This is a genomic window from Nitrosomonas sp. Is79A3 (genome assembly GCF_000219585.1).
In the GTDB taxonomy this organism is placed as follows: domain Bacteria; phylum Pseudomonadota; class Gammaproteobacteria; order Burkholderiales; family Nitrosomonadaceae; genus Nitrosomonas.
Genome location: NC_015731.1, coordinates 2,444,766 through 2,469,540, shown reverse-complemented (window position 1 = coordinate 2,469,540; position 24,775 = coordinate 2,444,766). Strand labels below are relative to the sequence as shown.

Genomic DNA, 24,775 nt, shown 5'->3' with positions numbered 1-24,775 from the left:
TACGGTACTTATATATCTGAGCATAATTAAATCTCCTTCACTATAAGATAGAGTTTAATTATGACAAACCAAACCGTTGGAAATAAAAATCAGACTACTCGAACAGATGTGATTAATCTTTTAAAGGAAGACCATAAAAAGGTTAAATCTCTTTTTGCAGAATATGAAGAACTTCAGGGGAAAAAAGTCAGCAATGATAAAAAAGCAAAAATTGTACAACAGATATGTACAGAACTAACTCTCCATGCATTGGCAGAAGAAGCAATAGTTTATCCTGCAGCAAGAGAAGCTATAGAAGATGAAGATCTAATGGACGAGGCAGATGTCGAACATGCTGGCGCAAAAAAATTGATAGCTGAATTACAAGCTATGAATCCAGAGGAAAGCCATTATGACGCAAAAGTTACTGTATTAAAGGAATATATTGAGCATCATGTTAAAGAAGAAGAAAAAGAGATGTTTCCCCAATTAAAAGATTCTGACGTAGATCTAGATCAATTAGGGCAAGAAGTAATAAATTTCAAAGAAGATCAGAAAGATTCTGAATTAAAAAAATCTCCCCCTAAAACAAATACCATCTCTCCTAAGAAGTCGGAAACTATTCATAGAAAAAATTCTTAACAAAATAACCCGCTTCGGTGGGTTTTTTATTTTTTCATAATGTTTGTACCCGTACCGATGAATTTAATTATTCAGAGGAATATATATTCTTTTATATTAGGAGTTTTATCCTAATCTCCTCGGTTGGAATTTATGATGAAAATGGCTTTAATCTAGCACTATCAATGGTTCTCGGCCATAAATGTTAACTGCTCCTCAGTTACAGCAAACAAGCTGAGAGCAAGGCGTGACCACACTTTCAGCATTTTTTTTAATTCACTAAAATCTCACCTGATCGGTGATGCCATGTATCTTTCAAAGAACCTTAATCAGTACTATTCTGGTCTCTTGAATTGTGCTGAAACGGGAGCTTTTCCGGCTTTATGGATATTGAACGTTACGATTGCTGCTGAAATGAAAACCACTTATGGCTTGAGTCTATTTAACGAATTGCGGCCTGAAAGAAGGAACGGCATTCTCTCTAAATATTTCCCACTGTGCGTTTCCGTACTGACCGATATTGTTCCAGCGAATATTCTAAAAAAGTGATGACAAATATTATTCGCTGTTCTGATCATCATCAAAATTAAACTATAGGGGGAATCATGAACAATGATCAACTAAAAGGTCTCCTGGAAGAGGTGATAGGTAGATTTAAAGAAGTTGCTGGCAAGATAGTCAATGACAAGAAAATGGAACTAGAAGGAAATCTTCAAAAGAATGCTGGTAAGGCTCAGGCAAAGTGGGGGTATGTCAAAGAAATTATAAAAAAAGACAGTAGAACGAAAATCACTAATGGATTTATCGTTAAACCAATGGAATATAGTTCTGCACACCGCATACCCAAATACTTACAATCATATTTTTACCGGAGCTTAAAATGAGCATGAACAATATTACTTTATTAGCAAGTTTTTTTATAATGGCAATTATTTCTTTTAGTGCAGTTGCGGAAGACACTGCTTTAGATCAAGCAATTCAACACGCTCAAGCAGCGGCTACTTCGTCTGAAAGTAAAGCGGTAGTTCAGCATGCTACTGAAGCCATAATGCAAGCGACAGCTGCTATCAAAATGAAGCCAATAGCTGGTAGATATGACAAAAACGAGGACAATCATATTAGTGAAGGCCTTAAGTGTTTGGATGACGCAGTTAAAGAAGGGAATGCTGGCCATACAGATGCAGCTAAAAAAGCGGCTTCAGACGCTGTTAATCATTTTAAGCAAGCAACAAATATAAAATAATCTGACTCAAATCTCTTAAGAAACTGTGGAAGAAATTATTATCCGAGAGTGTCTTAGATTTTGTGTAAACGGTGATTAATAAAGTTGGGGCATTCTTTCGTTAAATTGAATAGTGAGGTTTCTCTGTTTTTTTGTGTTCCAACAGAGGCAAACAATTTTATGCTAACAGCTTATCTTTCTGTTAAGTGATTAGCCAGCCATTTAAAAACGCATTGATTTATAGCTTCACGTTGAGTGCTACCGTTTTCGCCTATAGAGTACAGTACTTCGATGTAGGCGAAGTGACCTTGCTCCTGAAGTCCGTATATTAACAATCTATTCAATATATAAATATATGGTTGTAAGGATAATAAGATTCTTCTGTCAACTCTCAAACTTAATAATCAAAAAAACATTTACTTTTTCTGAAGCATATATTTATTTCTGAGAAGAAAAAAAGTTTTGTTGATCCGCTTACTTAAGTAACCAAAAACATGGAGTAAATTAATTGCAAATCAAATATAAGGGTTTCAGTATTATTACAGGGGCAGAATGTGATGCTACCTCGGATGTTTGGAATGGGCGCTTTAGGATTCTGGATGATAAAGACATTGTTGTCTATGAAAGTTTTACTCAACCTTATTCAAATCAAGCAGAAGCCTCCAATACTGCGAAGAAATCTGCTTATGAATGGATTGATGGACAAAAGTTATGACTGATATTTTGAAATCTGCATTTAGCTTTCAAAAGATTTTCATAACTATAATGTGTTAAACCCCTACGTATGCAGATGTAATCTTAAACCCACATTGTATTAAGAATCCGTAGCCTTCTATGATTTATACCGTTCTACATAAATAATGAAAATCTTTAAATGGATTGGAATTGCCATTATAATTTCGATACTTTTGTTTATTCTGTTGTTTTCCCTGAAGAATTGGAATTGGGTGCGCGATCTAGCTGCGCATCAAATCAGTGAGCTCACACATCGCACTCTTACTATTGATGGAGATTTAACTATCAATTGGTCTTTAGTGCCAAATATAAGGTTTGAACAGGTAAAGTTTGAGAATGCGACTTGGGGTAAACATCCATATATGTTTGAAATTGCGGCCTTAGATATAAGTGTCGACTTGAAAGAAATTCTTAAAGGTCGTTTCATAATCCCACAAATTATACTCACTAAACCGAATATTATTTTAGAAAGATCCACCGAAGGTAAAGGCAACTGGGAATTCCAGGCTAAAGAAAGCGCTAAAGATAAAGATTTTCCATTCATTGAACGTTTGCGGATTGTAGATGGAACCCTAACTTATGAAGATTTAACTTCACATACACACTTCAATGCTTTTTTTGCTACCAAAATAAAAGAGAAGGATGGGGACGAAGCTACTGTATTACAAGCTGAAGGCAAGCTAAGAGGGCGTCCTTTAACCATAAACTTAAATGCCGGACCATTAGTGGGGCTTCGAGAAGCAAAACAGCCTTATCCAATGGTTTTTGAATTACATGCTGGAAAAACTTCGGTTAAAGTTAAAGGTACCTTAACCCAGCCTCTTCAACTCAAAGGTATAGATTTACAATTTGATATTAAAGGACCTAATCCAGAACAATTATCGCATATCCTTAGAGCGCCGATGCCTAATTTACCTCCTTACCAATTAAAAGGTAATTTATCGCATCATGAGGATATATGGCAGATTCAAAGCTTACATGGGCATGTGGGAGATAGTGATCTCGCAGGAAATATTACTGTAAAGATTGTTGCTGGACAACCACACATAACGGCGGATTTAAATTCAAAAAAAATTGATTTAGATGATTTGGGACCACTATTAGGTCTAGCCCCTGATACGGGTCCTGGTGAAACCGCTTCCTTAGCACAGCGCACAGAAGCAGAAAAACAAACGGCGAGTCCATTGGTATTTCCGCATGAGCCCATCGATTTTAAAAAGTTACAGGATATTAATGTAAATGTTTTATTAAGCAGCAAACATGTTAAATCAAAACTGCCTGTAGATGACCTTAAGTTGCATATAATTATTAAGGAAGGCCATTTAGTTCTTGCACCTCTTGATTTTGGTGTTGCCTCAGGAAATATCCGATCCCGACTGGAATTTGATACAAAAAGTCAACCAGTAAAAAGCAAGATTGAGATCGAAATACATCATGTGAAATTGGGTGAAATTCTACGGCCTTTTAAAATTGCTGATAAAAGTTCTGGATTGATCGGCGGCCAAGGAATATTCTGGTTCAAGGGAAATTCAGTCGCAGAAATGCTAACCTCTGTAGATGGCGGGTTGTTAATGTTAATGACAGGGGGCCGATTAGATGGTTTATTGGTTGAACTAGCAGGTCTTGATATAGGCGAAGCTATAGTTGCGCTATTTGATAAGGATGATAATACGGAAATCAATTGTGCTTTTGTGGATCTTCCAACCAGTGGAGGCATCATTAATATGAAAACCTTTGTGGTAGATACGGAAGATACTGTTTTTTTAGGTAGCGGATCAATTGACTTCAATACAGAGCAACTGGATCTGGTTATTGATCCAAAGCCTAAAGACTTGAGTTTGTTTTCGGCTCGTGCACCTCTTCATGTAAAAGGGAGTTTCAAAGACCCCACTTTTACTCCTGAGGCTTCCGCTATTTTTCGGGGAGCTGTTTCACTAGCTTTGCTACCTTCGGCGCCAATTGTAAGCTTATACTCACTACTTCAGAAAGATAAGAAAGATAAAGGAAATCATAAAAAAGACAACATCCTTTGTGGTGGCCTTGTTGACGCTATCAATGAAGCTCGCAAGTAAATTATCAAATTTTTATAATTTTAGAAATGAATAAATTAAAAAAAGAAAAAAATTACGTCTGGCTTATGTTATTTCTTTTCCACTCAGTTCTAACTGGTTGTGCTGGACTAGCTAGTACGAAAGTTGTCGAAGAAGTTCCGCAAGAAGATATAGTTTTAGCCAGTAGTGTCCGGAGATTCGAGAATTGTCGCATGATAACTCGTTGAACGACCATTACTAAATGACATATTTTTCTGTAATCGATTTCAACTTGCGCCAAACTTCTGACTTTTGTCAGGAGATTGCATATGCACGCAGGGAAATTGGTGTTTGCCCAATTAATGGAGCACCTGCCTTTGCGCACGTTTCATCAGTGCGTAGCCAGATATTCAGGTCGATATCCAACACTCAAGTTCTCGCATCTCGACCAGTTTCTGTGCATGGCTTTCGCACAACTGACTTACCGCGAGAGTCTGCGCGACATCGAAACCTGTCTGCGCGCCCACCAAGCCAAGCTCTACCATTTGGGCATACGAGGCAACATCGCCAAGAGTACGTTGGCTGATGCCAACGAGCAGCGCGACTGCCGCATCTATATGGATTTCGCGATGAGCCTGATCCAGACAGCCAGAAAGCTTTACGCCAGCGACAGCTTTGCTGTCGAGCTGGAACAAACGGTCTACGCACTCGATACCACGACCATTGACTTGTGCTTGAGCGTCTTTCCGTGGGCACGCTTCCGCTCCACCAAGGCTACCGTTAAGATGCATACGCTGCTTGACCTGCGCGGCAATATTCCAACCTTCATTCATATCAGCGATGGCAAGATGCACGAGGTCAATGTGTTCGACATCCTGACACCCGAAGCTGGCAGCTTTTACATCATGGATCGGGGCTTCACCGATTTTTCTCGCTGGTACACCATGCACCAAGCACAAGCATTTTTTGTAACACGCGCTAAATCCAATCTGCTTTTTCGCCGCGTCTACTCTCGCTCCGTGGACAAATCCACCGGACTGCGCTGTGACCAAACCATTGCCCTAAGGGCTCCCAAGGCTAGCAAGGATTATCCTCAGCACCTGCGGCGTATCAAGTTCTACGATGCAGAACACGACAAGCATCTGGTATTTCTAGCCAACAACTTCGACTTACCTGCGCTGACCATCGCTCAGCTTTATCGTTGTCGCTGGCAGGTCGAACTATTCTTCAAGTGGATCAAGCAACATCTTCGTATCAAGCGTTTCTACGGAACTACTGAGAACGCAGTCAAAACGCAGATATGGATTGCCATATCGGTTTATGTCTTGGTTGCCATCGTGAAAAAGCGGCTCAATACCGAAGCTTCGCTTTACACAATTCTACAGATTTTAAGCCTGACTCTTTTCGAGAAAACACCTATCGATCAATTGGTTAAAAATACCGAGGTGCAAATAACCATGTCGAAAAATAATAACCAACTGAATCTATTCAATTAAATCTCCGGACACTTCTGAGTTTTAGCTATGAAAATTAAAGCCAAATTAATAGAAACAAAAGAATTGAATGCTGCAGCTATCAATGTTGAAGCTTCAAATGGATTAGTAAAATTAAGTGGATTTGTGGAAACGGTTTCTCAGCGAAAATTAGCACATTCAATTACGCAACAAATACCTCAAGTCAAACAAGTCGATAATCAAATTAATGTCAAATAAAATACTCTCTATCTTCGATATGCGATAAAAACAGGAAGTTTCTCCATATCTCTCCATATCTCCCCGTGACTCTTTGGCGAAATACGTCGCACACTTTTTTATAAAGTCACGCTCCATCTTCACTTCTGCTAATTCGCGTTTAACTCTGGATAGCTCTAACTCAAGTTCAGTCAACTGTTTCTAATGCTTGCCTACTGCAGCGATCTCATCTCGTTTGTCAGCATAAACCCGGTTCTTAAGTGTCCCCATGGGTAACGACAGTCGTGTTGCTGCTTCAACCAGAGTCAATCCACTTTCTTTGAAAAACTTAACTGCGAAATTCCTGACTTGTGTGCGGGGTAATTCCATCTTCTTCCTCCATTTCAAGTCTTCATTTTATGAAACTTCGGACTCCATGAAAATCAACATACCTCATCCCATTTGATGCAGTGAAATTGGCTGCAGAAGACATACGCAACCTTCTCAAGAAAATCGGACTTATCTCATTTCCACGGCTCTCAGGCGGTAAAGGCGTTAACGTTGTTGTCCCAATTAACCCGGATCATGATTGGGACGACATTAATGAATTTGCTCGTGGATTTCTCAGAGAATATGGCCGCGGCAAGTGCCGGCCGCATATGTCGCAAGTATGAGCAAGAAGAAACGCACAGGGAAAATCTTCTAAGACTTCTTTCGTTACGACCACGCGAAACAATCCCAATGGATAACTCTGGCACCCGACATGGCTATCCAGGCATTACTTGCTGAGCGTGATGGTGAACAAAGGGTCTATGTGGTTACTGAAGAAACGCCATCGGAATACCATTGGATTCATGATCGCTGGCCAAAATTGCGTAGATTGTCAGAGCCAGAGCCAGAACCAGAACCAGAACCAGAACCAGAACCAGAACCAGAACCTTTATCCAACACCCTGATATCGATTATTTCAGCATATTTGACATCGCTATAGCCGGTGTGTTTGAATGCTGATACATATATCAAACATGGAGCCATTCGAGAAATGTCAAATCGTGGCGGGAAAAGAGAAAATGCAGGCAGGCCAACTGGTCAGGATAAATATGGTGAGCCGACAACCACAATGCGTATACCCGAGAGTCAGGGAGCTACCATCAAAAACTTTTTGGATGCCTACCAGCATAAAAGAACAAGCTCAAATAATGAGGCAACCAACGTGGATGAGTTTTTTATTCCCGCCATTAGCGATCAACCAACCTTGTTACCGCTTTTTTCCACCAAAGTGGCTGCAGGTTTTCCCAGTCCGGCGGATGATCATGTCGAGAAACGCTTGGATATCAGTGAATTTCTAATTGATCATGCCGCATCGACGTTCTTTGTTACGATTAAAGGGGATTCGATGATTGATGTAGGTTTACTGCCAGACGATAAAGTGGTGGTAGATAGATCCAAGACAGCAGGGATCGGTGACATTGTGCTGGCAGTGGTGGACCGTGGATTCACCATTAAAATCCTTGATTATGGGGCGAACAAAATGCCCAGGCTGATGCCAGCCAATTCATCAGGTGCTTACAAACCCATTTACATTCGCCCAGATACGCAGTTTGAGATTTTTGGTGTCGTGATAGGATCGTTTCGCCGGTTCAAATGAGTACGTTGTTGCCGGTTTATGTATTGCTGGATCTGGAAACAACAGGCGCTACCCCAACCCAGGATCGTATTACTGAGATAGGCTTAATCCGGTATGAAAACGGTATTGAAGTCGGTCGTTGGAATACGCTTATCAATCCGGAAGTCAGTATCTCACCATTCATTCAGCGATTGACCGGTATAACCCAGAGCATGGTAAAAAATGCGCCGACTTTCTTTGAAGTCCGCAACACGCTGCTAGATTGGGTCGATGATGCTGTTTTGTGTGCCCACAATGTGCGTTTTGATTATGGTTTTCTCAAAAATGAGTTCAAGCGCATTGGCATTACCTTTCAGAAAAAACTCCTGTGCACGGTTAAACTTTCAAGAAAGCTATATCCGCAACATAAAGGACATGGCTTAGATGCCATCATTGAACGATTCAAACTGGTTTGTGAAAACCGCCATCGTGCCATGGGTGATACGGAAATGATGGCGGCGTTCATTGCTGCGGCCTTCAATGAATTAGGTGAACATGCTGTTCAGGAAGTTGCTCTGGCATTACTGAAACAGCAAGCCATTCCGGCTAATCTCGATCAACTTGAAATCAATGCCATACCGGACACCTTTGGTGTTTATTTATTCTATGGTGAAAGTGCACTGCTGTATGTCGGTAAAAGTGTTACTTTGAGAACTCGTGTGCTCAGTCACTTTCAGGGTGATCATAGCTCAGCCAAGGAAATGCGCATCGCCCAAGAAATCAAGAGGATCGAATACCGGGTCACCAGCGGAGAACTGGGAGCACTGTTACTAGAATCGCACTTGATTAAAGAATATCAGCCTATCCACAACCGGCAGCTCAGACGTGAGAGACAATTATGCGCATGGCAGGTTTCGGATGACCCCGCAGCCCGGCCCTTGGTTACCCTGATTTATGAAAGTGATATTGACTGGACTACCTTGGATAATGTGTTTGGCACTTTCAAAACCAAACGGCAGGCACTGGAGATTCTAAATAAGCTGGCCGATGAGCATGGGTTATGTGATAAGGCATTAGGACTGGAAAAAGGCTCTGGCGTGTGTTTTTCTCATCAATTAAAACATTGTAAAGGCTTATGTGCGGACAAAGAATCTGCGGAATCACATCGCCTACGCCTTTTGACAGCCTTAAGTGGTTACAAGCTTTTAGCGTGGCCGTTTGATGGTCGCATCGGGATTCGAGAGCATAATCCGGATAATGACATGACAGAAATGCATGTCTTTGATCAATGGTGTCATCTTGGAACAGTGAGAGATCATCAGGAGTTTGATGAAATAGCGACTCATCCCCATTTTGATCGTGATACTTACCGCTATCTGCTGAAATTCCTGAACAGAAAGAACGTTGAAATCATCGCACTGCATGGATAAGCATAACCGCTCCATCGCGTTAATAGACGTGAATAACTTTTATGTCAGTTGCGAGCGGGTATTCAATCCCAAACTGGAAGACAAACCGGTTGTAGTGCTATCCAACAATGACGGTTGCGCGGTGGCCAGAAGCAACGAAGTCAAAGCGCTGGGGGTAAAAATGGGGCAGCCATGGTTTCAGCTGAAAGATCTGGCCAAAAAACACGGAATCATTGTCTACTCATCGAACTATACTTTGTATGCCGACATGAGCAATCGCGTCATGAGCATACTTGCAGTGTTTAGCCCAAACCAGGAAATTTATTCCATTGATGAATGCTTTCTTGATCTGACTGGATTCAAAAGACATAACCTGATTTGCTATGGCCAACATATTCGCCAGCGAGTAAAGCAATGGACGGGCTTGCCGGTTTGTGTCGGAATTGGATCAACCAAGACGCTGGCCAAACTTGCCAATCATATTGCCAAGAAAAATCCGGAATTCAATGGTGTGTGCGATTTGAATGCCATGTCACTCGGGCAACAAGATGAATGGTTCAGCAAAATAGAAGTAGGGGAGATCTGGGGTATCGGCAGACGGCTTGCACCTAAACTTCAAGAAATAGGGATAAAAACCGTGCTGGATCTCAAAACAGCGTCGCCATCGCAATTGCGTACCCGCTTTTCGGTCGTGATGGAGAAAACCATTCGTGAGATCAATGGTACTGCCTGTATCGAACTGGAAGAAATCAATCCACCGAAAAAACAGATCGTCAGTTCCCGCTCCTTCGGCATTCCGGTATCCGATTTGGCCAGTCTGGAAGAATCGGTTTCTCTCTACATTAGCCGTGCAGCAGAAAAACTGCGAAGGCAACAATCCTATGCCGGATCAGTGCATGTGAGTATTCGCACCAGCCCATTCAAAGAAAAACAACCGTATTATGCCAACAGCATGACGATTGCGTTGCCGAGACAAACAGATGACACGAGATTACTAGCCAAAGTTGCACTATGGGGATTGCGCAAAATTTATCGCCGTGGTTATCGGTATCAGAAAGCGGGTGTAATGTTGTCTGAACTGGTGCCAAGGCAATACCGGCAGCTGGATCTCTTTGGTTCGGTATCAGTAGCAGATAATCAATCCAGCAAGTTGATGAGTGTCATGGATCAAATCAATGCTCGTATGGGGCGGGGTACTTTAAAACTGGCATCTGAAGGTTTTAAGCAACCCTGGAAGATGAAACAGGGAAATAAAAGTCCCAATTACACTACAAGCTGGGAGGAGTTGATTTGTGTTATGAAATGAAGGGGCACTAAACAGTTAATAGGCTGGTTATCGCTTTGACTGAAGTGTTTTTAAAACAAAGTATCAATCGACAGTTAAATTTACGTGCGTGCGATTCAGGAAAAACGATTTTTTGGAAAACATGATGAAGGGTATCGATCGAAATCTCTGTGGCCTGATGGGAAAGAGCCGCAGCATTTAGGTTAGTTCATAAACATAATCAAAAAATATCGGATAAACATTTGAAGGAAAAAATTTTCTTAGCTCTGCTTATTTCATTTTTGGCAACGCTTTCAGGTTGCGCAATAGAAAAGAGAGAGATACCACTACAGCGGGAATCCACTAGCTATTCTGATCATGCTGTTCCCGCCACTCCCTACAGTAAAAAAGATTGGCCACACTGGATAGATGCTGATGGCGATTGCCAGAACACCCGGCAAGAATTATTAATAGCTACCAGCCAAAAAACCTGTTCAATTTAAAGATTCAAGACATTGTACGGTTATCTATGGTGAATGGTATGGGGTTTATACAGGCAAGACATTCACCAAAGCTTCAGACGTGGATATCGATCACATAGTGCCGCTGGCACATGCTTATAGACATGGTGCGGACAAATGGACAAAGGAACAACGCAGAGCATTTGCAAATGACATTGAAAATCTTTTGGTAGTGAATGATTCAATCAATAGATCCAAATTTGACAAGGCCCCGCATGAATGGTTACCGCCATTAAGGAAACTCTGATTAAGTCCCAAAAACTTGTAAAATACGCGGTAGATTGTAACCACTGCAAGGGAATGCATTGATGAAACAATTAGTATTGTCGATTCCATTATTTATCAAGAAACCAAAAGTAACTCGCCGGCAAAAGTTTCTCGAAGAAATGGAGCAAGTGGTTCCATGGGTAGACTGGACGAATCGGATCGCGCCGCACTATCCGGTAGCAGGTTTGGGACGCAAGCCATTTGCGTTGGAAGCGATGCTGCGGATTCATATGATGCAGCAATGGTTTGGTTATTCAGATCCGGCAATGGAAGAAGCGTTACATGATGTGCCGATGCTACGTGAATTTGCAGGACTAGATGCGGGAGAAGATGTTATGCCTGATGAGACGACGACCCTCAAGTTTCGCCACCTGCTGGAGAGGCATCACTTGGCACAAAGCCTGTTTGCTGAAACAACTGCGCGGTTAGCGCAACAGGGATTATTGCTGCGTCAGGGCACGATAGTTGACGCCACGCTGATAGCGGCTGCGCCATCGACCAAGAACCGGCAACGCAAACGTGATGGCGAGATGAGTTCGACTAAGAAAGGCAGCAACTATTACTTTGGATTAAAAGCACACATAGGCGTAGATGCCGATTCCGGCCTGGTGCATAGCCTGGAAATTACCACGGCCAAAGTGGCCGATGGCAACATGACTGATGCGCTGGTACATGGCGAAGAGGCAATTGTATTGGGTGATCGGGCTTATACTCGTAATGATCGCAATCTGGAAGCGCAACGACAGCCGGAAGAGCCGGTCTGGGGTATGCCATTCAAACGCAAGCGCGGTGAGGAATTGCCAGCAGAACATGTCGTGCTCAATCGTATGCTAGCTTCACTACGCGCAAAGGTTGAACATCCGTTTCGTATTGTCAAAAGACAATTTGGTTATACCAAAGTCCGTTACCGAGGATTGTTCAAGAATGCACAACAGCTTTATCTGTTGTTTGCCTTGGCTAATCTTTACCATGTCCGTAAGGTGTGGATGCCAACCACGGGATAATTCCGTCCAATACCCCTGAAAATCAGCCTCAGGGGACAGAATAGTATGCAATCTGCTAAGAATTACAGCTACAAATCGTACAATAATGCCTATATTAGCTACTTTGCCGATGGCTTTGTCGACGAAACTGGAATAAATAACTTAATCAGAGCTTCCTTAGGCTATAAATCGCCAATGAGGTTTCTAAATGACTGGCTAATCCTCAACAGAAGAAAAAGCTGATAGCATAAAACTGTTCGCCTGTTGGAAGACGAAAAACAGAGGGAACCTCACAGGGCAATCGGGCTTAAATTACTCCAATAATGCGGAGCAAATAATCATTATTCCAACCGGCCTTTAATCGTTTTATTTTTACACCGACTTTTGATATTTTTTCTTTATTTATCAGGTTTAAAGCAATATGTCTGATAGTGGCAAGATTGGCTGCACTATGGCCTTTGCGTGTCCGGTTGCTATCTTCATCAAAAGCAATATCAAGCACCCAATGTAAATTGTTCTCGATAGCCCAATGAGCGCGAACAGCATGTTCCAGTTTAGCCGGATTATTGGCGCTCAGACTACTGATGAAATAACGCGTTTCCCCGGTGATTCTATTTTCTGATTCTCTTGTTGCTGTAACCGCAATGATACTTTGTAGTCCTGCCCAAGCATGACGTTCTTTTAACCATGCGATCTCATCTGTCACACAGATAGTACGTGTTTCAATGCGTCCATGATCCCCATCAACAGTCACCATGGCGGCTTCAGGCGATAACTGCGAGGTAAAATACGTGGCAACATCTTCATGTAAGTTACCCTGGTTGCCCTTCAGGCTCAAGACATAATCGCCACCTTGTTGAATAATCTGCTGAGCAATTCTTTTCTGGCAACCCATGGCATCAACTGTAATCACACTTCCTGCAATATTCAGTCGCGATAACAGCTTGGGAATGGCCGTAATTTCATTGGATTTATTGTCCACTTTAACCTGACCCAAGACCAGGCTATTGTGCTGCGCCCATGCACTGACCATATGGATAGCTGCCTTTCTTGAAGCCTTATCAATGCTACGCCTTAAGCATTTACCATCAATTGCAATGACTTCTCCTTCAGTCAGACTGGCTAAGTCAGACACCCAGTTGGAAAAACACTCGCCAAACTGTTCATTGTCTATCGCTGCAAAAACATCTCCAAAGGTATCATGCGCGGGTATCCCATGCTGCAAACCAAGCAATTTAGTGAACCAGTCTATCTTGGCTTTGCCAAATTCTTCAATAGCCACCCAATTGTCCGCCCCACAGATAACTGAATCGCCCCGGGTTTTGAGGAGGCTCCAAATCTTGAGAGAATGGAGCGATGAACAAAACAAACAAATATTCCCCCGAAGTAAAAGAACGAGCAGTCCGCCTGGTGCAAGAGCATCGCAGTGAGTACCCTTCGCTGTGGGCGACGATAGAATCGATTGCGCCCAAGATCGGCTGCGCGCCGCCGACATTGCATGATTGGGTAAAGAAGCACGAGATCGACACAGGCCTACGAGATGGCATCACCAGTGAAGAGCGCGAACGCATCAAAGCACTGGAGCGTGAGGTCAAGGAATTACGTCGCGCCAATGAAATTCTGAAACTGGCCAGTGCTTTTTTCGCCCAGGCGGAGCTCGACCGCAAACTCAAATCCTGAGGTCGTTCATCGACCGGTATCGTGACACCCACGGGGTCGAGCCGATCTGCAAGGTATTGCAGGTCGCCCCGTCAGGGTATCGGCGTCACGCGGCCGAGCGGCGCAATCCGGCATTGCGTTGCACTCGTGCCCAACGCGATGAGGTTTTGATGCCAGAAATTCAGCGTGTGTGGCAGGCTAACCTGCAGGTGTATGGTGCCGACAAGGTATGGCGGCAACTTAAGCGCGAAGGAATGCAGGTAGCTCGCTGCACTGTTGAACGGCTCATGAAACGGTTGGGGCTGGAAGGTGTGCGGCGCGGCAAGGTTGTGCGAACCACGGTTCCGGACAAGGCGCTGCCGTGCCCGCTGGATCGCGTAAACCGGCAATTCAAGGCGGATCGCCCAAACCAGTTATGGGTGTCGGATTTCACCTATGTTTCCACCTGGCAGGGCTGGCTATATGTCGCGTTCGTCATCGACGTGTTTGCCCGGTGCATCGTGGGTTGGCGGGTCAGTTCCAGCATGCACACGGACTTCGTACTGGATGCGCTGGAGCAGGCTTTATACGCCCGGCAACCGGAGCTGGGTGCCTTGATTCACCACAGCGACCGGGGTTCCCAGTATGTCTCTATCCGTTATACGGAGCGGCTTGCCGAGGCTGGAATAGAACCGTCGGTTGGCAGTAAAGGAGATAGCTACGATAACGCACTAGCCGAAACGATCAACGGGCTTTACAAAGCTGAATTGATTCACAAGCAGGGGCCATGGAAAAACAGGGAATCCGTTGAATTGGCGACGTTGAACTGGGTGTTCTGGTTCAATCACCAGCGTTTGCTTGGACCCATCGGCTATATACCGCCGGCGGAAGCTGAGGCACAATACTACCGGCAGTTAGCCAACTTGGATTCTGCCAAAGTTACTTAAACCAAACAGCCTCCAGAGAACCCGGGGTGATTCAAACAGCGCATAAGGCGATAAAAAATATATCCTGTAACTGGTGTTTCTTTTGCCTGTCTACTCTCGGGTCTTCAATGCTTGAAAAGTGATGGATAATTGACGCTATCGGTTTCTCTATCATTTGAAATCAAAATGATAAAGCTAATACCTCATCTTGTTTCTGTTTTCAAGCCTCTTTTAGCCCGATTGCCCTGGGGAACCTCATTAGAAAAATTGACAATCATTCAGCTAAAGAGTAGACAGAAATTAACGAGTTTTTTCGTTACGGTCTTTTCGGTCACATTCAGAAAATGTAAGTGGATCGACGGATTTTAATCAGTACATATTTGGCTCCAGCCAAAGGAGGTCTTATGAAAACGCAATTTTTGATTACGGCAATACTGGTTACATTTTTGATAGCATCCGGTCAAGTGAATGCCAGTGAGGAAGTGGGCAAACACCAAGTACCCAAAACAGTACTCGAAGCTTTTGATAAGGCTTATCCAAATGCCAAAGAGGTTGAGTTCGAGAAGGAAATGATCGAAGGCAAAGCAGTTTATGAAGTGGAATATAAGGAAAACGGCAAAGAGTACGAAATTCTGTATGACTCCGATGGAGCGATTCTGCAGAAAGAAGAAACTATTAATGTCAAGTCACTACCCGAAGGGGTCGTCCAAGCCATTTTCCAGGCACACCCAAAAGCGACCATCGAAGAGGCAAAAAAGGTGATGAAGCATGATGGGACGGTTACTGGTTACGAGGTAGAAATCAAGACAGAAGGAAAGGAACTCGAACTTGAGTTGGATACCTACGGAAAAATCTTAAAAACCGAGCAAGAATAAATTTGCTCTGCGCGCCCTGCACCTATCCCCGAGGCAAGACCACGGGGAATCGCAAGTTCAATACTTGGACGAGGAGTTTATACTTTAAGAAATCGACAAAGCTTTATAAACCCCGGCAGCAGAAACACCAAAGATTATGTGAGCAACTACCGTGATCCAATCCCGCGTTTCAACAAACTATGGAAAAAGAATGACAAAACCATACATATTAATTGTAAATAACGCCAAGCCGTATAAACCACCCATAATGAGAGATGATTTTAATTTAAGACGATCAATCATCTGAGAAAGCATAATAACGTATACGATAGAAAGAATAAAATGGATTCCGGTCGCAATAAACATGACCTGCCAGTCAAAGGTCTCTGGCGGTGGTAAAGCTTCTTGACCCATTATGATCGCTGCCGTAAAGCGTGCATCGCGGTACAAAATTCCAGGTAACGCGTCCCAGAATGCCCACCAAAGCAGAAGCTGTACAATAGTCGAGACAATCCCTGCTACTATTGCTGCATAAAGCACTGCTACCCAGAACTTTAGTGATGGAGCTGGCATATAAATCATGGATGCTGAACACACGTTAGTAAGAAACTACTGAGATGACAGTTTATAAAAAGCAATTAATTTGAAGAACTTATTAAATTGCTAATCATTAAACTAGCAATTATCAAAAATCTGACAGTAAATAATTTAAAGATGCTTCGGGTAAATTAACATTTTCAAGGATTTGCATGATCTAAGAAAAGCATATTTAGTTCCACTCGATTTTACTTTAAACCTAATATTAACTTTTCCAATATTTAACTGTTCTCATCGATGAAATTAACATTCAATAATGCATGGCCTATATTTAAAGAAGTGATTTCTGAATTCGTCGAAGTCAATGTGCTTAAAATGAGCGCATCTCTTGCTTTTTATACCTTGTTTGCTCTGGCGCCTATGTTCATTATTATTATAACAATCATTCAATTTTTCTTTGGTGCAGAAGCTATAGAAGGAGAACTTTATCCTCAACTTGCAGAATTGATAGGTTCACAAGCAGCAACTCAAGTAGAACAAATGATTAAAAATGCCGCAATCTCTGAAAGAAGCACACTATCAACCATCGGCAGTGTAGTTATGCTTATGTTTTTAGCTACCGGAGTATTTGTTGAAATCCAGGAATCAATCAATCATATCTGGCGTTTAAAAGCCAAGCCTAAAACAGGTTTTATAAAACTCATTATTAACCGCTTTCTGAGCTTTTCAATGGTTATTTCACTAGGATTTATTCTATTAGTATCTCTGGTATTAAATGCTGTATTGGAAGTTTTAATGGAAAGCTTACAAAAAATGTTTCCGATTATTACTGTCTATCTCACTTATTCTCTTAATCTTATTCTGACTTTTATTGTCATTACTTTTATATTTTCTTGCATATTCAAAATCCTACCCGATGCAAAGATTAGTTGGAGAAATATCATCGTTGGTGCTATAACCACGGCTTTCCTTTATATGATAGGAAAATCTGCTATTACTTTCTACTTATCTAATATTGATATAAGTTCAACTTATGGGGCAGCAGGTTCCATCGTCATTATTATGCTCTGGGTTTATTATTCAGCAATAATTTTATATTTTAGCGCCATACTTACAAGAGTTTATGCTCAAATTTCTGGCTATGAAATATACCCCCGCGATTATGCAGTTTTTATTAAAGAAGTTGAAGTTGAAAATAAAGAGTCTCTACAAAGCCAATCAGATACCAAAGAGATAAAAGCCGAAATCCAGAAAGAAGCCGTTCAAAGCGAAAAGAAGGATAAGGCTTGATAAAAATAACGCTTTAACAATTATATTAGGTTAAGCACTTGTTAAATTTCAAGATCGAAACATGCTTGACCGCAACATTGTGACGATGCGCTATTTTATGTAACTCGTGCTGACACACAAACCCCAATCTATTCTGACTCAGCATACTCTATCGAATAATTCCAGACCAATCTATCCTCTTTCTTCTGGTCGGAGTATAGAGAAATATCCTTTCTAAAATCTCTGGCTTGTTTTGGTGGAATATAGACATAAATATATTCATTTTTTTCTGAAAAAATAATGCAATCAATATTATCGTTATTCGCACAATCTTTAATGGTGATTTTTAATTGCACACCTTTCAAAGTGAATTTTTCAGAGTTATTGATTATACGACCCGTCATTTCATAGCTACTGGGTGAGAGCTTAAATGAAACATTTTTTAAAATTAACTCTGAAGGTGAAATCCTGTTTCTGGATTTATTCTTTTCATATTCTTGATACTGCCAAAATAACAAGCCACCAACAGCACATACCAAAACAAAAATACCTGCAAATCTCCTAAATTTTTCTGATACTACTAGTAAAATCAATATAATAATTCCTGCCAACCATTTCATAATCTGTCCCTTATAATCTTGTCTAGAAGATAAACCTTTTTTGAAACATTCATCTGTATTTTTGACCACATAATGGGTTATCAAATACTTTTATTTTTGCTTAAAAATATATTTATGCTTACTGTATCTGTGCAGAAAGCAGGTCTGTTGAGAAACATTATGAAAAAACAACTGAGCTATAAACTGCTGATATCAGCCGTGCGCTCGATGAACAATTAACAGTGAATTCTGTCCACCATTTATGACCGTCAGAAAAAAGAAGGGAAAACCTTGATGTTTGAATGGCTGGCAAGTCCTGAAGCGTGGATAGCATTAGGCACATTAACTGCACTAGAAATTGTTCTCGGGATCGATAACATTATATTTATCTCCATACTTGTCGGACGCCTTCCAGAAAGTCAACGTGCGTTTGCCAGAAAAATGGGGCTTGGCCTTGCCATGATAACGCGCTTGGCTTTGCTATTTTCGATCTCTTGGGTAATGGGATTAACTGAACCGTGGGTAACATTGCTTTCATATAAGATTTCAGGACGCGATGTAATTCTGATTGGGGGCGGTCTGTTTCTGATGGCCAAAGCTACACATGAAATCCATAACAGCTTAGAAGGAATAGAAGAGCCTGGTCGTTTGATTGTGGTCACCAGCTTGGGAATGGTGCTGCTCCAAATTGCGTTGTTGGATATTGTATTCTCATTGGATTCAGTCATCACAGCGGTCGGACTGGTTGATCAGGTTTCTCTCATGGCGACTGCTATTATTCTTGCAGTAATCGTGATGCTGATGGCAGCAAAAACTATCGGGGACTTTGTGGATGAACATCCTACGATCAAAATTCTTGCTCTTTCGTTCCTTATTTTAGTGGGCGTCACGCTCATGGTGGAGGGGTTCGGTGTGCATGTGCCAAAGGGGTATATTTATTTTGCAATGGCTTTTTCCGTCACGGTAGAAATGCTCAATCTTCGTATGCGGAAAAAACGGATGGCTCCCGTCAAACTCTACAAGAAAATTTCTGAATAGCTGAGAGCGGTTATTTATAACAAGAAACATTTCCCGATAAACTAAGATTTGTGATCCTATTACATTATCCGTAAAAAATAGATTCGCGCTATGATTTATTTTTTTTTGAATCAAGGTGGTTTAAGTGAGAGTACTTTTGAATTTTACCGGTAATGATTTTTAAATGGTGTCAATGGCGGAGTAAAAAGGCACCAAATAGCAATGGTTTTTTAATCAACCGCTTATGAATGGATCTCTTGAGAATTCTTGAGCTACCTGTTCGCGACGATCGGAAAAAATTTATTTCTGAATATAGTTTGGAATAGTTAATTTGGAGGTGATGAATTTGAGTTGCTTCTCTGGATTATACTCACTGGGTGAGCACCATTCCATTTCTTTTCAGTAGTGTAATTTTCTCCCATTGTTTTCATAATTTAAAACAATTCAAGTCAGTGCGCGCATTTAAGAAAAATCCTTATTCATGTGCGTTACCGAACTGAGTGTATTCAGCCTAGCGTGCAACATACAAACGTTGGTCGACTTACCCTTCATTGTTTAGTCCCCCTACTTAGCCATTTCACCTTGCCAATTTTCACGCGACGCCAACATTTAATACAAAGTTCTGCATCAAAGCAGTTATTAAAACATTCAGGCTAGAAATATTTTGTTACAGGAGAAATTTATGAATAATCAATATCGATTAACAGTCATTCCAATCTTTGTTATCGGCTTATTTGCAATGGGAGGGTCCCATGCATATGCAACAGAGCTTGGCAAGGAAGTTTCTGTGCAAAACCATTTGCAGGACGGCGACGAATTCAACATGAAAGTGCGAAAGCTTATTGGTCACGGCAAGCTATTATTCGGTGCGAACTGGACCAATCAAGAAGGCGGCGGGCGACCATTAACCAAGGGAACCGGTTCACCGCTGACAGATTCATCCTCGCCATTAGTTTTTCCACGTAACTTTAATCGCATTTCAGCACCGGATACGAATTCCTGTTCAGGCTGCCATAACAAGCCCCGTATCGGTGGCGGGGGAGAAATTGTTACCAATGCATTTATTACCGGACAACGTTTTGATTTTGCAACCTTTGACCATAACGACACGACACCAACGCGTGGCGCATTAGATGAAGAAGGCAAATTTGTACAACAGCAAACTATTGCCAATTCCCGCAATACGCTGGGTTTGTTCGGTTCTGGTTATATAGAGATGTTGAGCCGTCAGATGACAACAGATTTGCAAAAAATCCGGGATTCCATTACCTCCGGCAGGAATGCGGAATTGATTAGCAAAGGGGTTTCATTCGGAACTTTAGCGAGGAATCAAGATGGCAGCTGGAATACCAGCGATGTTAACGGATTGCTTGCTTCAAGCCTGGTTAGTGATGGTGCCGATAATCCACCAAGCCTAATTATTAAGCCCTTCCATCAGGCTGGCGGCGTCGTATCGTTACGCCAATTCACTAACAATGCATTTAATCAACATCATGGAATTCAGTCGACCGAACGGTTCGGTACCAATGCCGATGCGGATGGAGATGAGTTCGTTAACGAAATAACTCGTGCGGACATCACTGCAGTAACTTTATTTCAAGCGCAACTTGCAGTGCCTGGCCGGGTGATTCCTAATAATCCTGAAATTGAGGCGGCTGTTCGTGCTGGTGAGCAGACTTTCCAAAATATTGGATGTTCCGGCTGCCATGTGCCTAAGCTACCCTTAGATAAAAAAGGATGGATCTTTAGTGAACCGAATCCTTTTAATCCCAAGGGTAACTTGCAAGCAGGCAATACACCGGAGTATAAACTTGATTTAACAGAAGCAAAGCTTGATCAACCAAGACTGAAAGTTGAAAAGGAAATAGTTTGGGTGCCCGCTTTTACCGACCTAAAATTACATGATATTACCAGCGGTCCGAGCGATCCCAATCGAGAACCCATTGACCAGAATGCGCCTGAAGGATCCGCTGAGTTTTTTGCAGGAAACTCTCGTTTTATGACGCGAAAACTCTGGGGCACGGCTAATGAGCCGCCATATTTTCATCATGGGCAATATACGACTATGCGTCAGGCTATCGAAGCACATCGTGGCGAAGCATATGGCACCTATGTCAAGTGGACAGCTCTCAGCGAAGCACATCAGAATTCAGTCATTGAGTTCCTGAAAACTTTGCAAATTTTGCCTGAAGGCACTACACATTTGGTGGTTGATGAGCGTGGCCATAAGAAAGATTGGCCTTAATAAGAAGTATTTAGTTTTATTATCCAGAAAAATTCCTATGTGACTTTTGGTTTCTTCTCATAAAAGTCCGTAGGAATTTTAGCCCAACCATCACTACCGATATTGAGTTCCTTTTAGTTTGTCGATGACAAAAATACATCACTTCATATATCCAGTGAATAGTCCGCGTGACGAAACGCATATTTACTTGACAACTGTGTTAAGAAATAACCGGATATGCAAAATTACGAGTTTCACTTTGATATCTATTCAATGGATCAAGAATATCAAATTTTTGACTCACTGTATTATTTTCATCTTCACTATTCTTTCTTCCAATGTTCTGAGTGCAGAAGATGTCATAGATCCTCAAAATAACCAGCAAGAGTTATCGAAAGATCCGGCCATAATTAAGTTAGACGACATTATTCAAAGCATAAATGCACGCAAAAAAGAAATAGGGGAAAAACTACAATCTTTAAAGAAAGCAAAAACCGATCAAGAGAAAGAAAAAATTCAATCGATTATAGGCACAATCCAGCAGGGCATTTCTGACCAAGAAACATCATTTGAAATGATTCTTACCGCTGGCATAGAGTTGGGTATAGATGAAACTGCTGCTAAAAAAGAATTTGATTGGCAACAGGATTTAATTGATATCTTGCAACCCTTTTTGAGAGAATTACACAAGATAACAGAAAACAAGCGAAAACTTGATACTCTGCATTATAAAATTGTTTTTCATCAATTACAAATTCAGAAAATTAATGAAGCACTTAAGCATATTTCAAAAATTAATAAGGAAAGCTTACAAAATGAAGTTTTAGTTGAATTTGAAAGAATTATTAAGAAATGGCAAGATCAACTCAAGGAAAGTACGCATCTATTTGAAGTAGCGCAATTACAGCGCGATGAAATGATACAGTTTCAGACAGACCAAGAGATCTCATTTGTTGAATATATTGAAGAAATCGCTGCGGGACGTGGAGCCACACTCTTATACGCAATAACAGCATTTATTGGGGTTTGTTCCATAATGCTTCTATTCCTAAGATTCATTATCTGGATTACTAATCGTGGAGAAGAGAAAATAAGAAGTTATTATCAGAGGGTTGCCACGCTCATATTTTATTTTCTTATGGTGGTGTTGGCAGTAATTGCATTCTTTTATGTTCTGGAAGTTCGTGATGACCCAGTGATGACTGGTATTACTATAGTACTTTTAATCAGCATCGTTTGGGTATTAAAAAACTCAATCCCAACTTACATTGATGAAATAAGGTTATTGCTCAATACAGGTTCGGCAAGAGAGGGAGAATGTATTGTATATAATGGCATCCCTATGCAAATTGAAAGTTTGCATTACTATACTAATCTTAAAAATCCATTATTACCTGATTTAACGTTGAGACTGACATTGTCAGAATTGACTAAATATGTTTCCCGTCCTGTTTTAAGTGACGAACCTTGGTTTCCTTGTAAAAGAGGGGATTATGTGATGGTTTATGGAGATATATTTGGGATGGTCAAGTATATTACCCTTGAAAATATCGTATTATCATTGCCCGATGGCACAATGCCGATAACATACACCATTGAGGATTTCTTGATTGCTAATCCCAGAAATTTTTCATCTGGGTTTATTGCAAAAACCAAGTTTGGTATTGATAATAAAAATCAACAAATAAGTACAGCAGAAATACCCAGAATTATGACTGAAGGAATTCAACGAGAATTATCAAAGGAAAATTACGGTAATTCATTAAAGAATTTGTCAGTTCACCTTGAAAAAGGCCGTTCATCTTTTTTGGAATATGAGGTTATCGCTGTCTTTGACGGTACGGCAGCCAGTGAATATTATTCCATATTGCGTGACTTACAAAGATATGCGGTTGAGATTTGTAATCAACGGAAATGGATGCTAACTGAATAATAAATGTGCCACAGAAGCGAAGCCACGCCGCCGGATTCCTGGGATAAACGCTGATGCAGTACCCTTTCAAGAGTAAGTAAATCCTCACCGACAATGGCATCGGGTTAACCTGCAATTTTTTGAGCTAAGACAGAAAAACTAAAAACAAGGTGCATCCGGTCGTCATAATCTGCCAAGAACACAACATTGAACACCGGACGACAGTGGTTAAGCATCCCTGGACTAACGGTCTGGTGGAAGCTATGAATAAAAAATTAAGACAAACACCGTTAAGCACTTCCATTATTGCAGTATCGAGGCGCTAAAAGCGCATTTGTACACCTAAGGAAGCTCTGATTAAGTTATTTATTCCAGTTTTGTCGACAAAGCTATCGGTAAAGTAGCTAATATAGGCATTATTGTGCGATTAATAACTGTAATTTTTAGCAGATTGCATACTATTCTGTCCCCTGATGCTGATTTTCAGGGATATTGGACGGAATTATCCCGTGGTTGGCATCCACACCTTACGGACATGGTAAAGATTAGCCAAGGCAAACAACAGATAAAGCTGTTGTGCATTCTTGAACAATCCTCGGTAACGGACTTTGGTATAACCAAATTGTCTTTTGACAATACGAAACGGATGTTCAACCTTTGCGCGTAGTGAAGCTAGCATACGATTGAGCACGGCATGTTCTGCTGGCAATTCCTCACCGCGCTTGCGTTTGAATGGCATACCCCAGACCGGCTCTTCCGGCTGTCGTTGCGCTTCCAGATTGCGATCATTACGAGTATAAGCCCGATCACCCAATACAATTGCCTCTTCGCCATGTACCAGCGCATCAATCATGTTGCCATCGGCCACTTTGGCCGTGGTAATTTCCAGGCTATGCACCAGGCCGGAATCGGCATCTACGCCTATGTGTGCTTTTAATCCAAAGTAATAGTTGTTGCCTTTCTTAGTCGAACTCATCTCGCCATCACGTTTGCGTTGCCGGTTCTTGGTCGATGGCGCAGCCGCTATCAGCGTGGCGTCAACTATCGTGCCCTGACGCAGCAATAATCCCTGTTGCGCTAACCGCCCAGTTGTTTCAGCAAACAGGCTTTGTGCCAAGTGATGCTTCTCCAGCAGGTGGCGAAACTTGAGGATCGTCGTCTCATCAGGCATAACATCTTCTCCCGCATCTAGTCCTGCAAATTCACGTAGCATCGGCACATCATGTAACGCTTCTTCCATTGCCGGATCTGAATAACCAAACCATTGCTGCATCATATGAATCCGCAGCATCGCTTCCAACGCAAATGGCTTGCGTCCCAAACCTGCTACCGGATAGTGCGGCGCGATCCGATTCGTCCAGTCTACCCATGGAACCACTTGCTCCATTTCTTCGAGAAACTTTTGCCGGCGAGTTACTTTTGGTTTCTTGATAAATAATGGAATCGACAATACTAATTGTTTCATCAATGCATTCCCTTGCAGTGGTTACAA

At 41.7% G+C, this 24,775-nt stretch carries 26 protein-coding genes, 1 pseudogene and 1 other annotated feature; of the genes and pseudogenes, 21 read left to right on the top strand and 6 right to left on the bottom strand.

Annotation, left to right across the window (positions count from 1 at the left end; genetic code table 11):
• The first annotated feature begins 60 nt into the window (after positions 1-60).
• The 7 genes from NIT79A3_RS11400 to NIT79A3_RS11370 all read left to right on the top strand — a co-directional run bounded on the left by NIT79A3_RS11400 (position 61) and on the right by NIT79A3_RS11370 (position 6,299).
• Complete coding sequence (locus NIT79A3_RS11400; protein WP_013966339.1) at positions 61-621, top strand: hemerythrin domain-containing protein; 561 nt, start codon at positions 61-63, stop codon at positions 619-621.
• Positions 622-1,205: 584 nt separating this feature from the next.
• Complete coding sequence (locus NIT79A3_RS18345; protein ID WP_013966337.1) at positions 1,206-1,484, top strand: CsbD family protein; 279 nt, start codon at positions 1,206-1,208, stop codon at positions 1,482-1,484.
• Positions 1,485-1,486: 2 nt separating this feature from the next.
• Complete coding sequence (smbP, locus tag NIT79A3_RS11390; protein WP_348225610.1) at positions 1,487-1,843, top strand: small metal-binding protein SmbP; 357 nt, start codon at positions 1,487-1,489, stop codon at positions 1,841-1,843.
• A gap of 487 nt (positions 1,844-2,330) precedes the next feature.
• Positions 2,331-2,537 carry a hypothetical protein gene (locus NIT79A3_RS11385; RefSeq protein WP_013966335.1) on the top strand — a complete coding sequence of 69 codons (207 nt, stop codon included), beginning with the start codon at positions 2,331-2,333 and terminating at the stop codon, positions 2,535-2,537.
• A 145-nt stretch (positions 2,538-2,682) separates the two neighbouring features.
• The gene (locus NIT79A3_RS11380; protein WP_013966334.1) at positions 2,683-4,629 is read left to right on the top strand and encodes an AsmA family protein; all 1,947 of its coding nucleotides are present in this window, start codon (positions 2,683-2,685) and stop codon (positions 4,627-4,629) included.
• 287 nt (positions 4,630-4,916) lie between these two features.
• Complete coding sequence (locus NIT79A3_RS11375; protein ID WP_013966332.1) at positions 4,917-6,083, top strand: IS4 family transposase; 1,167 nt, start codon at positions 4,917-4,919, stop codon at positions 6,081-6,083.
• Between the two features lie 27 nt (positions 6,084-6,110).
• A complete protein-coding gene (locus NIT79A3_RS11370) occupies positions 6,111-6,299 on the top strand; it encodes a BON domain-containing protein (RefSeq protein ID WP_049785369.1) in 189 nt (62 codons plus the stop codon).
• 180 nt (positions 6,300-6,479) lie between these two features.
• On the opposite strand, the gene NIT79A3_RS18790 is transcribed toward NIT79A3_RS11370, so the two are convergent.
• The gene (locus NIT79A3_RS18790) at positions 6,480-6,647 is read right to left on the bottom strand and encodes a hypothetical protein (RefSeq protein ID WP_156797071.1); all 168 of its coding nucleotides are present in this window, start codon (positions 6,645-6,647) and stop codon (positions 6,480-6,482) included.
• 80 nt (positions 6,648-6,727) lie between these two features.
• Between NIT79A3_RS18790 and NIT79A3_RS11365 the strand changes: the two genes are divergently transcribed.
• From NIT79A3_RS11365 to NIT79A3_RS11335, 7 genes are all read left to right on the top strand, one after another.
• A complete protein-coding gene (locus NIT79A3_RS11365) occupies positions 6,728-6,931 on the top strand; it encodes a hypothetical protein (protein WP_041360324.1) in 204 nt (67 codons plus the stop codon).
• A gap of 89 nt (positions 6,932-7,020) precedes the next feature.
• Positions 7,021-7,248, top strand: a complete 228-nt coding sequence (locus NIT79A3_RS11360; protein ID WP_013966331.1) for a hypothetical protein — start codon at positions 7,021-7,023, stop codon at positions 7,246-7,248.
• Positions 7,249-7,299: 51 nt separating this feature from the next.
• Positions 7,300-7,905, top strand: coding sequence for a translesion error-prone DNA polymerase V autoproteolytic subunit (umuD, locus tag NIT79A3_RS11355; RefSeq protein ID WP_013966330.1), 606 nt, complete (start codon positions 7,300-7,302; stop codon positions 7,903-7,905).
• Positions 7,902-9,293 (top strand): 3'-5' exonuclease family protein, encoded by a 1,392-nt coding sequence (locus tag NIT79A3_RS11350; RefSeq protein ID WP_013966329.1) that lies wholly within the window; start codon positions 7,902-7,904, stop codon positions 9,291-9,293. The genes umuD and NIT79A3_RS11350 overlap by 4 nt, the downstream gene beginning before the upstream one ends.
• The gene (locus tag NIT79A3_RS11345) at positions 9,286-10,578 is read left to right on the top strand and encodes a Y-family DNA polymerase (protein WP_013966328.1); all 1,293 of its coding nucleotides are present in this window, start codon (positions 9,286-9,288) and stop codon (positions 10,576-10,578) included. Before NIT79A3_RS11350 ends, NIT79A3_RS11345 begins: the two co-directional genes overlap by 8 nt.
• Before the next feature lie 221 nt (positions 10,579-10,799).
• Positions 10,800-11,039: a hypothetical protein gene (locus tag NIT79A3_RS18785; RefSeq protein ID WP_156797069.1), complete on the top strand. Its 240-nt coding sequence runs from the start codon at positions 10,800-10,802 to the stop codon at positions 11,037-11,039.
• Positions 11,040-11,365: 326 nt separating this feature from the next.
• Complete coding sequence (locus tag NIT79A3_RS11335) at positions 11,366-12,328, top strand: IS5 family transposase (protein WP_013966327.1); 963 nt, start codon at positions 11,366-11,368, stop codon at positions 12,326-12,328.
• Between the two features lie 286 nt (positions 12,329-12,614).
• Here the strand turns inward: NIT79A3_RS11335 and NIT79A3_RS11330 are convergent, their stop codons facing one another.
• A complete protein-coding gene (locus NIT79A3_RS11330) occupies positions 12,615-13,676 on the bottom strand; it encodes an ISAs1 family transposase (protein ID WP_083817995.1) in 1,062 nt (353 codons plus the stop codon).
• Here NIT79A3_RS11330 and NIT79A3_RS11320 point away from each other — a divergent pair.
• A protein-coding gene (locus NIT79A3_RS11320; protein ID WP_156796972.1) for an IS3 family transposase occupies positions 13,664-14,892 on the top strand; the annotation gives its coding sequence in 2 pieces (ribosomal slippage) (positions 13,664-13,952 and positions 13,952-14,892; 1,230 coding nt in all). The two genes, NIT79A3_RS11330 and NIT79A3_RS11320, sit on opposite strands and share 13 nt — an antisense overlap.
• Positions 13,942-14,058 (top strand) — a sequence feature (AL1L pseudoknot). It overlaps the preceding gene by 117 nt.
• A 31-nt stretch (positions 14,893-14,923) precedes the next feature.
• On the opposite strand, the gene NIT79A3_RS18340 is transcribed toward NIT79A3_RS11320, so the two are convergent.
• On the bottom strand, positions 14,924-15,046 hold the full coding sequence (locus NIT79A3_RS18340) for a transposase family protein (protein WP_083817962.1): 123 nt from the start codon (positions 15,044-15,046) through the stop codon (positions 14,924-14,926).
• A 229-nt stretch (positions 15,047-15,275) separates the two neighbouring features.
• Between NIT79A3_RS18340 and NIT79A3_RS11315 the strand changes: the two genes are divergently transcribed.
• On the top strand, positions 15,276-15,746 hold the full coding sequence (locus tag NIT79A3_RS11315) for a PepSY domain-containing protein (RefSeq protein WP_013966326.1): 471 nt from the start codon (positions 15,276-15,278) through the stop codon (positions 15,744-15,746).
• Between the two features lie 177 nt (positions 15,747-15,923).
• Here NIT79A3_RS11315 and NIT79A3_RS11310 read toward each other — a convergent pair whose 3' ends face one another.
• The gene (locus NIT79A3_RS11310) at positions 15,924-16,307 is read right to left on the bottom strand and encodes a hypothetical protein (RefSeq protein WP_013966325.1); all 384 of its coding nucleotides are present in this window, start codon (positions 16,305-16,307) and stop codon (positions 15,924-15,926) included.
• A 252-nt stretch (positions 16,308-16,559) separates the two neighbouring features.
• Here NIT79A3_RS11310 and NIT79A3_RS11305 point away from each other — a divergent pair, with 252 nt between their 5' ends.
• Entirely contained in the window at positions 16,560-17,552 is a 993-nt protein-coding gene (locus NIT79A3_RS11305; protein ID WP_013966324.1) for a YihY/virulence factor BrkB family protein, read from the top strand.
• A 128-nt stretch (positions 17,553-17,680) separates the two neighbouring features.
• Here the strand turns inward: NIT79A3_RS11305 and NIT79A3_RS11300 are convergent, their stop codons facing one another.
• Positions 17,681-18,151 (bottom strand): hypothetical protein, encoded by a 471-nt coding sequence (locus NIT79A3_RS11300; protein ID WP_013966323.1) that lies wholly within the window; start codon positions 18,149-18,151, stop codon positions 17,681-17,683.
• A gap of 273 nt (positions 18,152-18,424) precedes the next feature.
• Here NIT79A3_RS11300 and NIT79A3_RS11295 point away from each other — a divergent pair, with 273 nt between their 5' ends.
• The 4 genes and pseudogenes from NIT79A3_RS11295 to NIT79A3_RS19525 all read left to right on the top strand — a co-directional run.
• Positions 18,425-19,168 carry a TerC family protein gene (locus tag NIT79A3_RS11295; protein WP_013966322.1) on the top strand — a complete coding sequence of 248 codons (744 nt, stop codon included), beginning with the start codon at positions 18,425-18,427 and terminating at the stop codon, positions 19,166-19,168.
• A gap of 661 nt (positions 19,169-19,829) precedes the next feature.
• Entirely contained in the window at positions 19,830-21,392 is a 1,563-nt protein-coding gene (locus NIT79A3_RS11290; protein WP_013966321.1) for a di-heme oxidoredictase family protein, read from the top strand.
• 238 nt (positions 21,393-21,630) lie between these two features.
• Positions 21,631-23,304, top strand: a complete 1,674-nt coding sequence (locus NIT79A3_RS11285) for a hypothetical protein (RefSeq protein ID WP_156797068.1) — start codon at positions 21,631-21,633, stop codon at positions 23,302-23,304.
• 167 nt (positions 23,305-23,471) lie between these two features.
• Positions 23,472-23,590: pseudogene (locus NIT79A3_RS19525) on the top strand (IS481 family transposase); the annotation flags it as partial.
• A 195-nt stretch (positions 23,591-23,785) separates the two neighbouring features.
• Here the strand turns inward: NIT79A3_RS19525 and NIT79A3_RS11280 are convergent.
• Positions 23,786-24,748 carry an IS5 family transposase gene (locus tag NIT79A3_RS11280; RefSeq protein ID WP_013964369.1) on the bottom strand — a complete coding sequence of 321 codons (963 nt, stop codon included), beginning with the start codon at positions 24,746-24,748 and terminating at the stop codon, positions 23,786-23,788.
• Positions 24,749-24,775 lie beyond the last annotated feature (27 nt).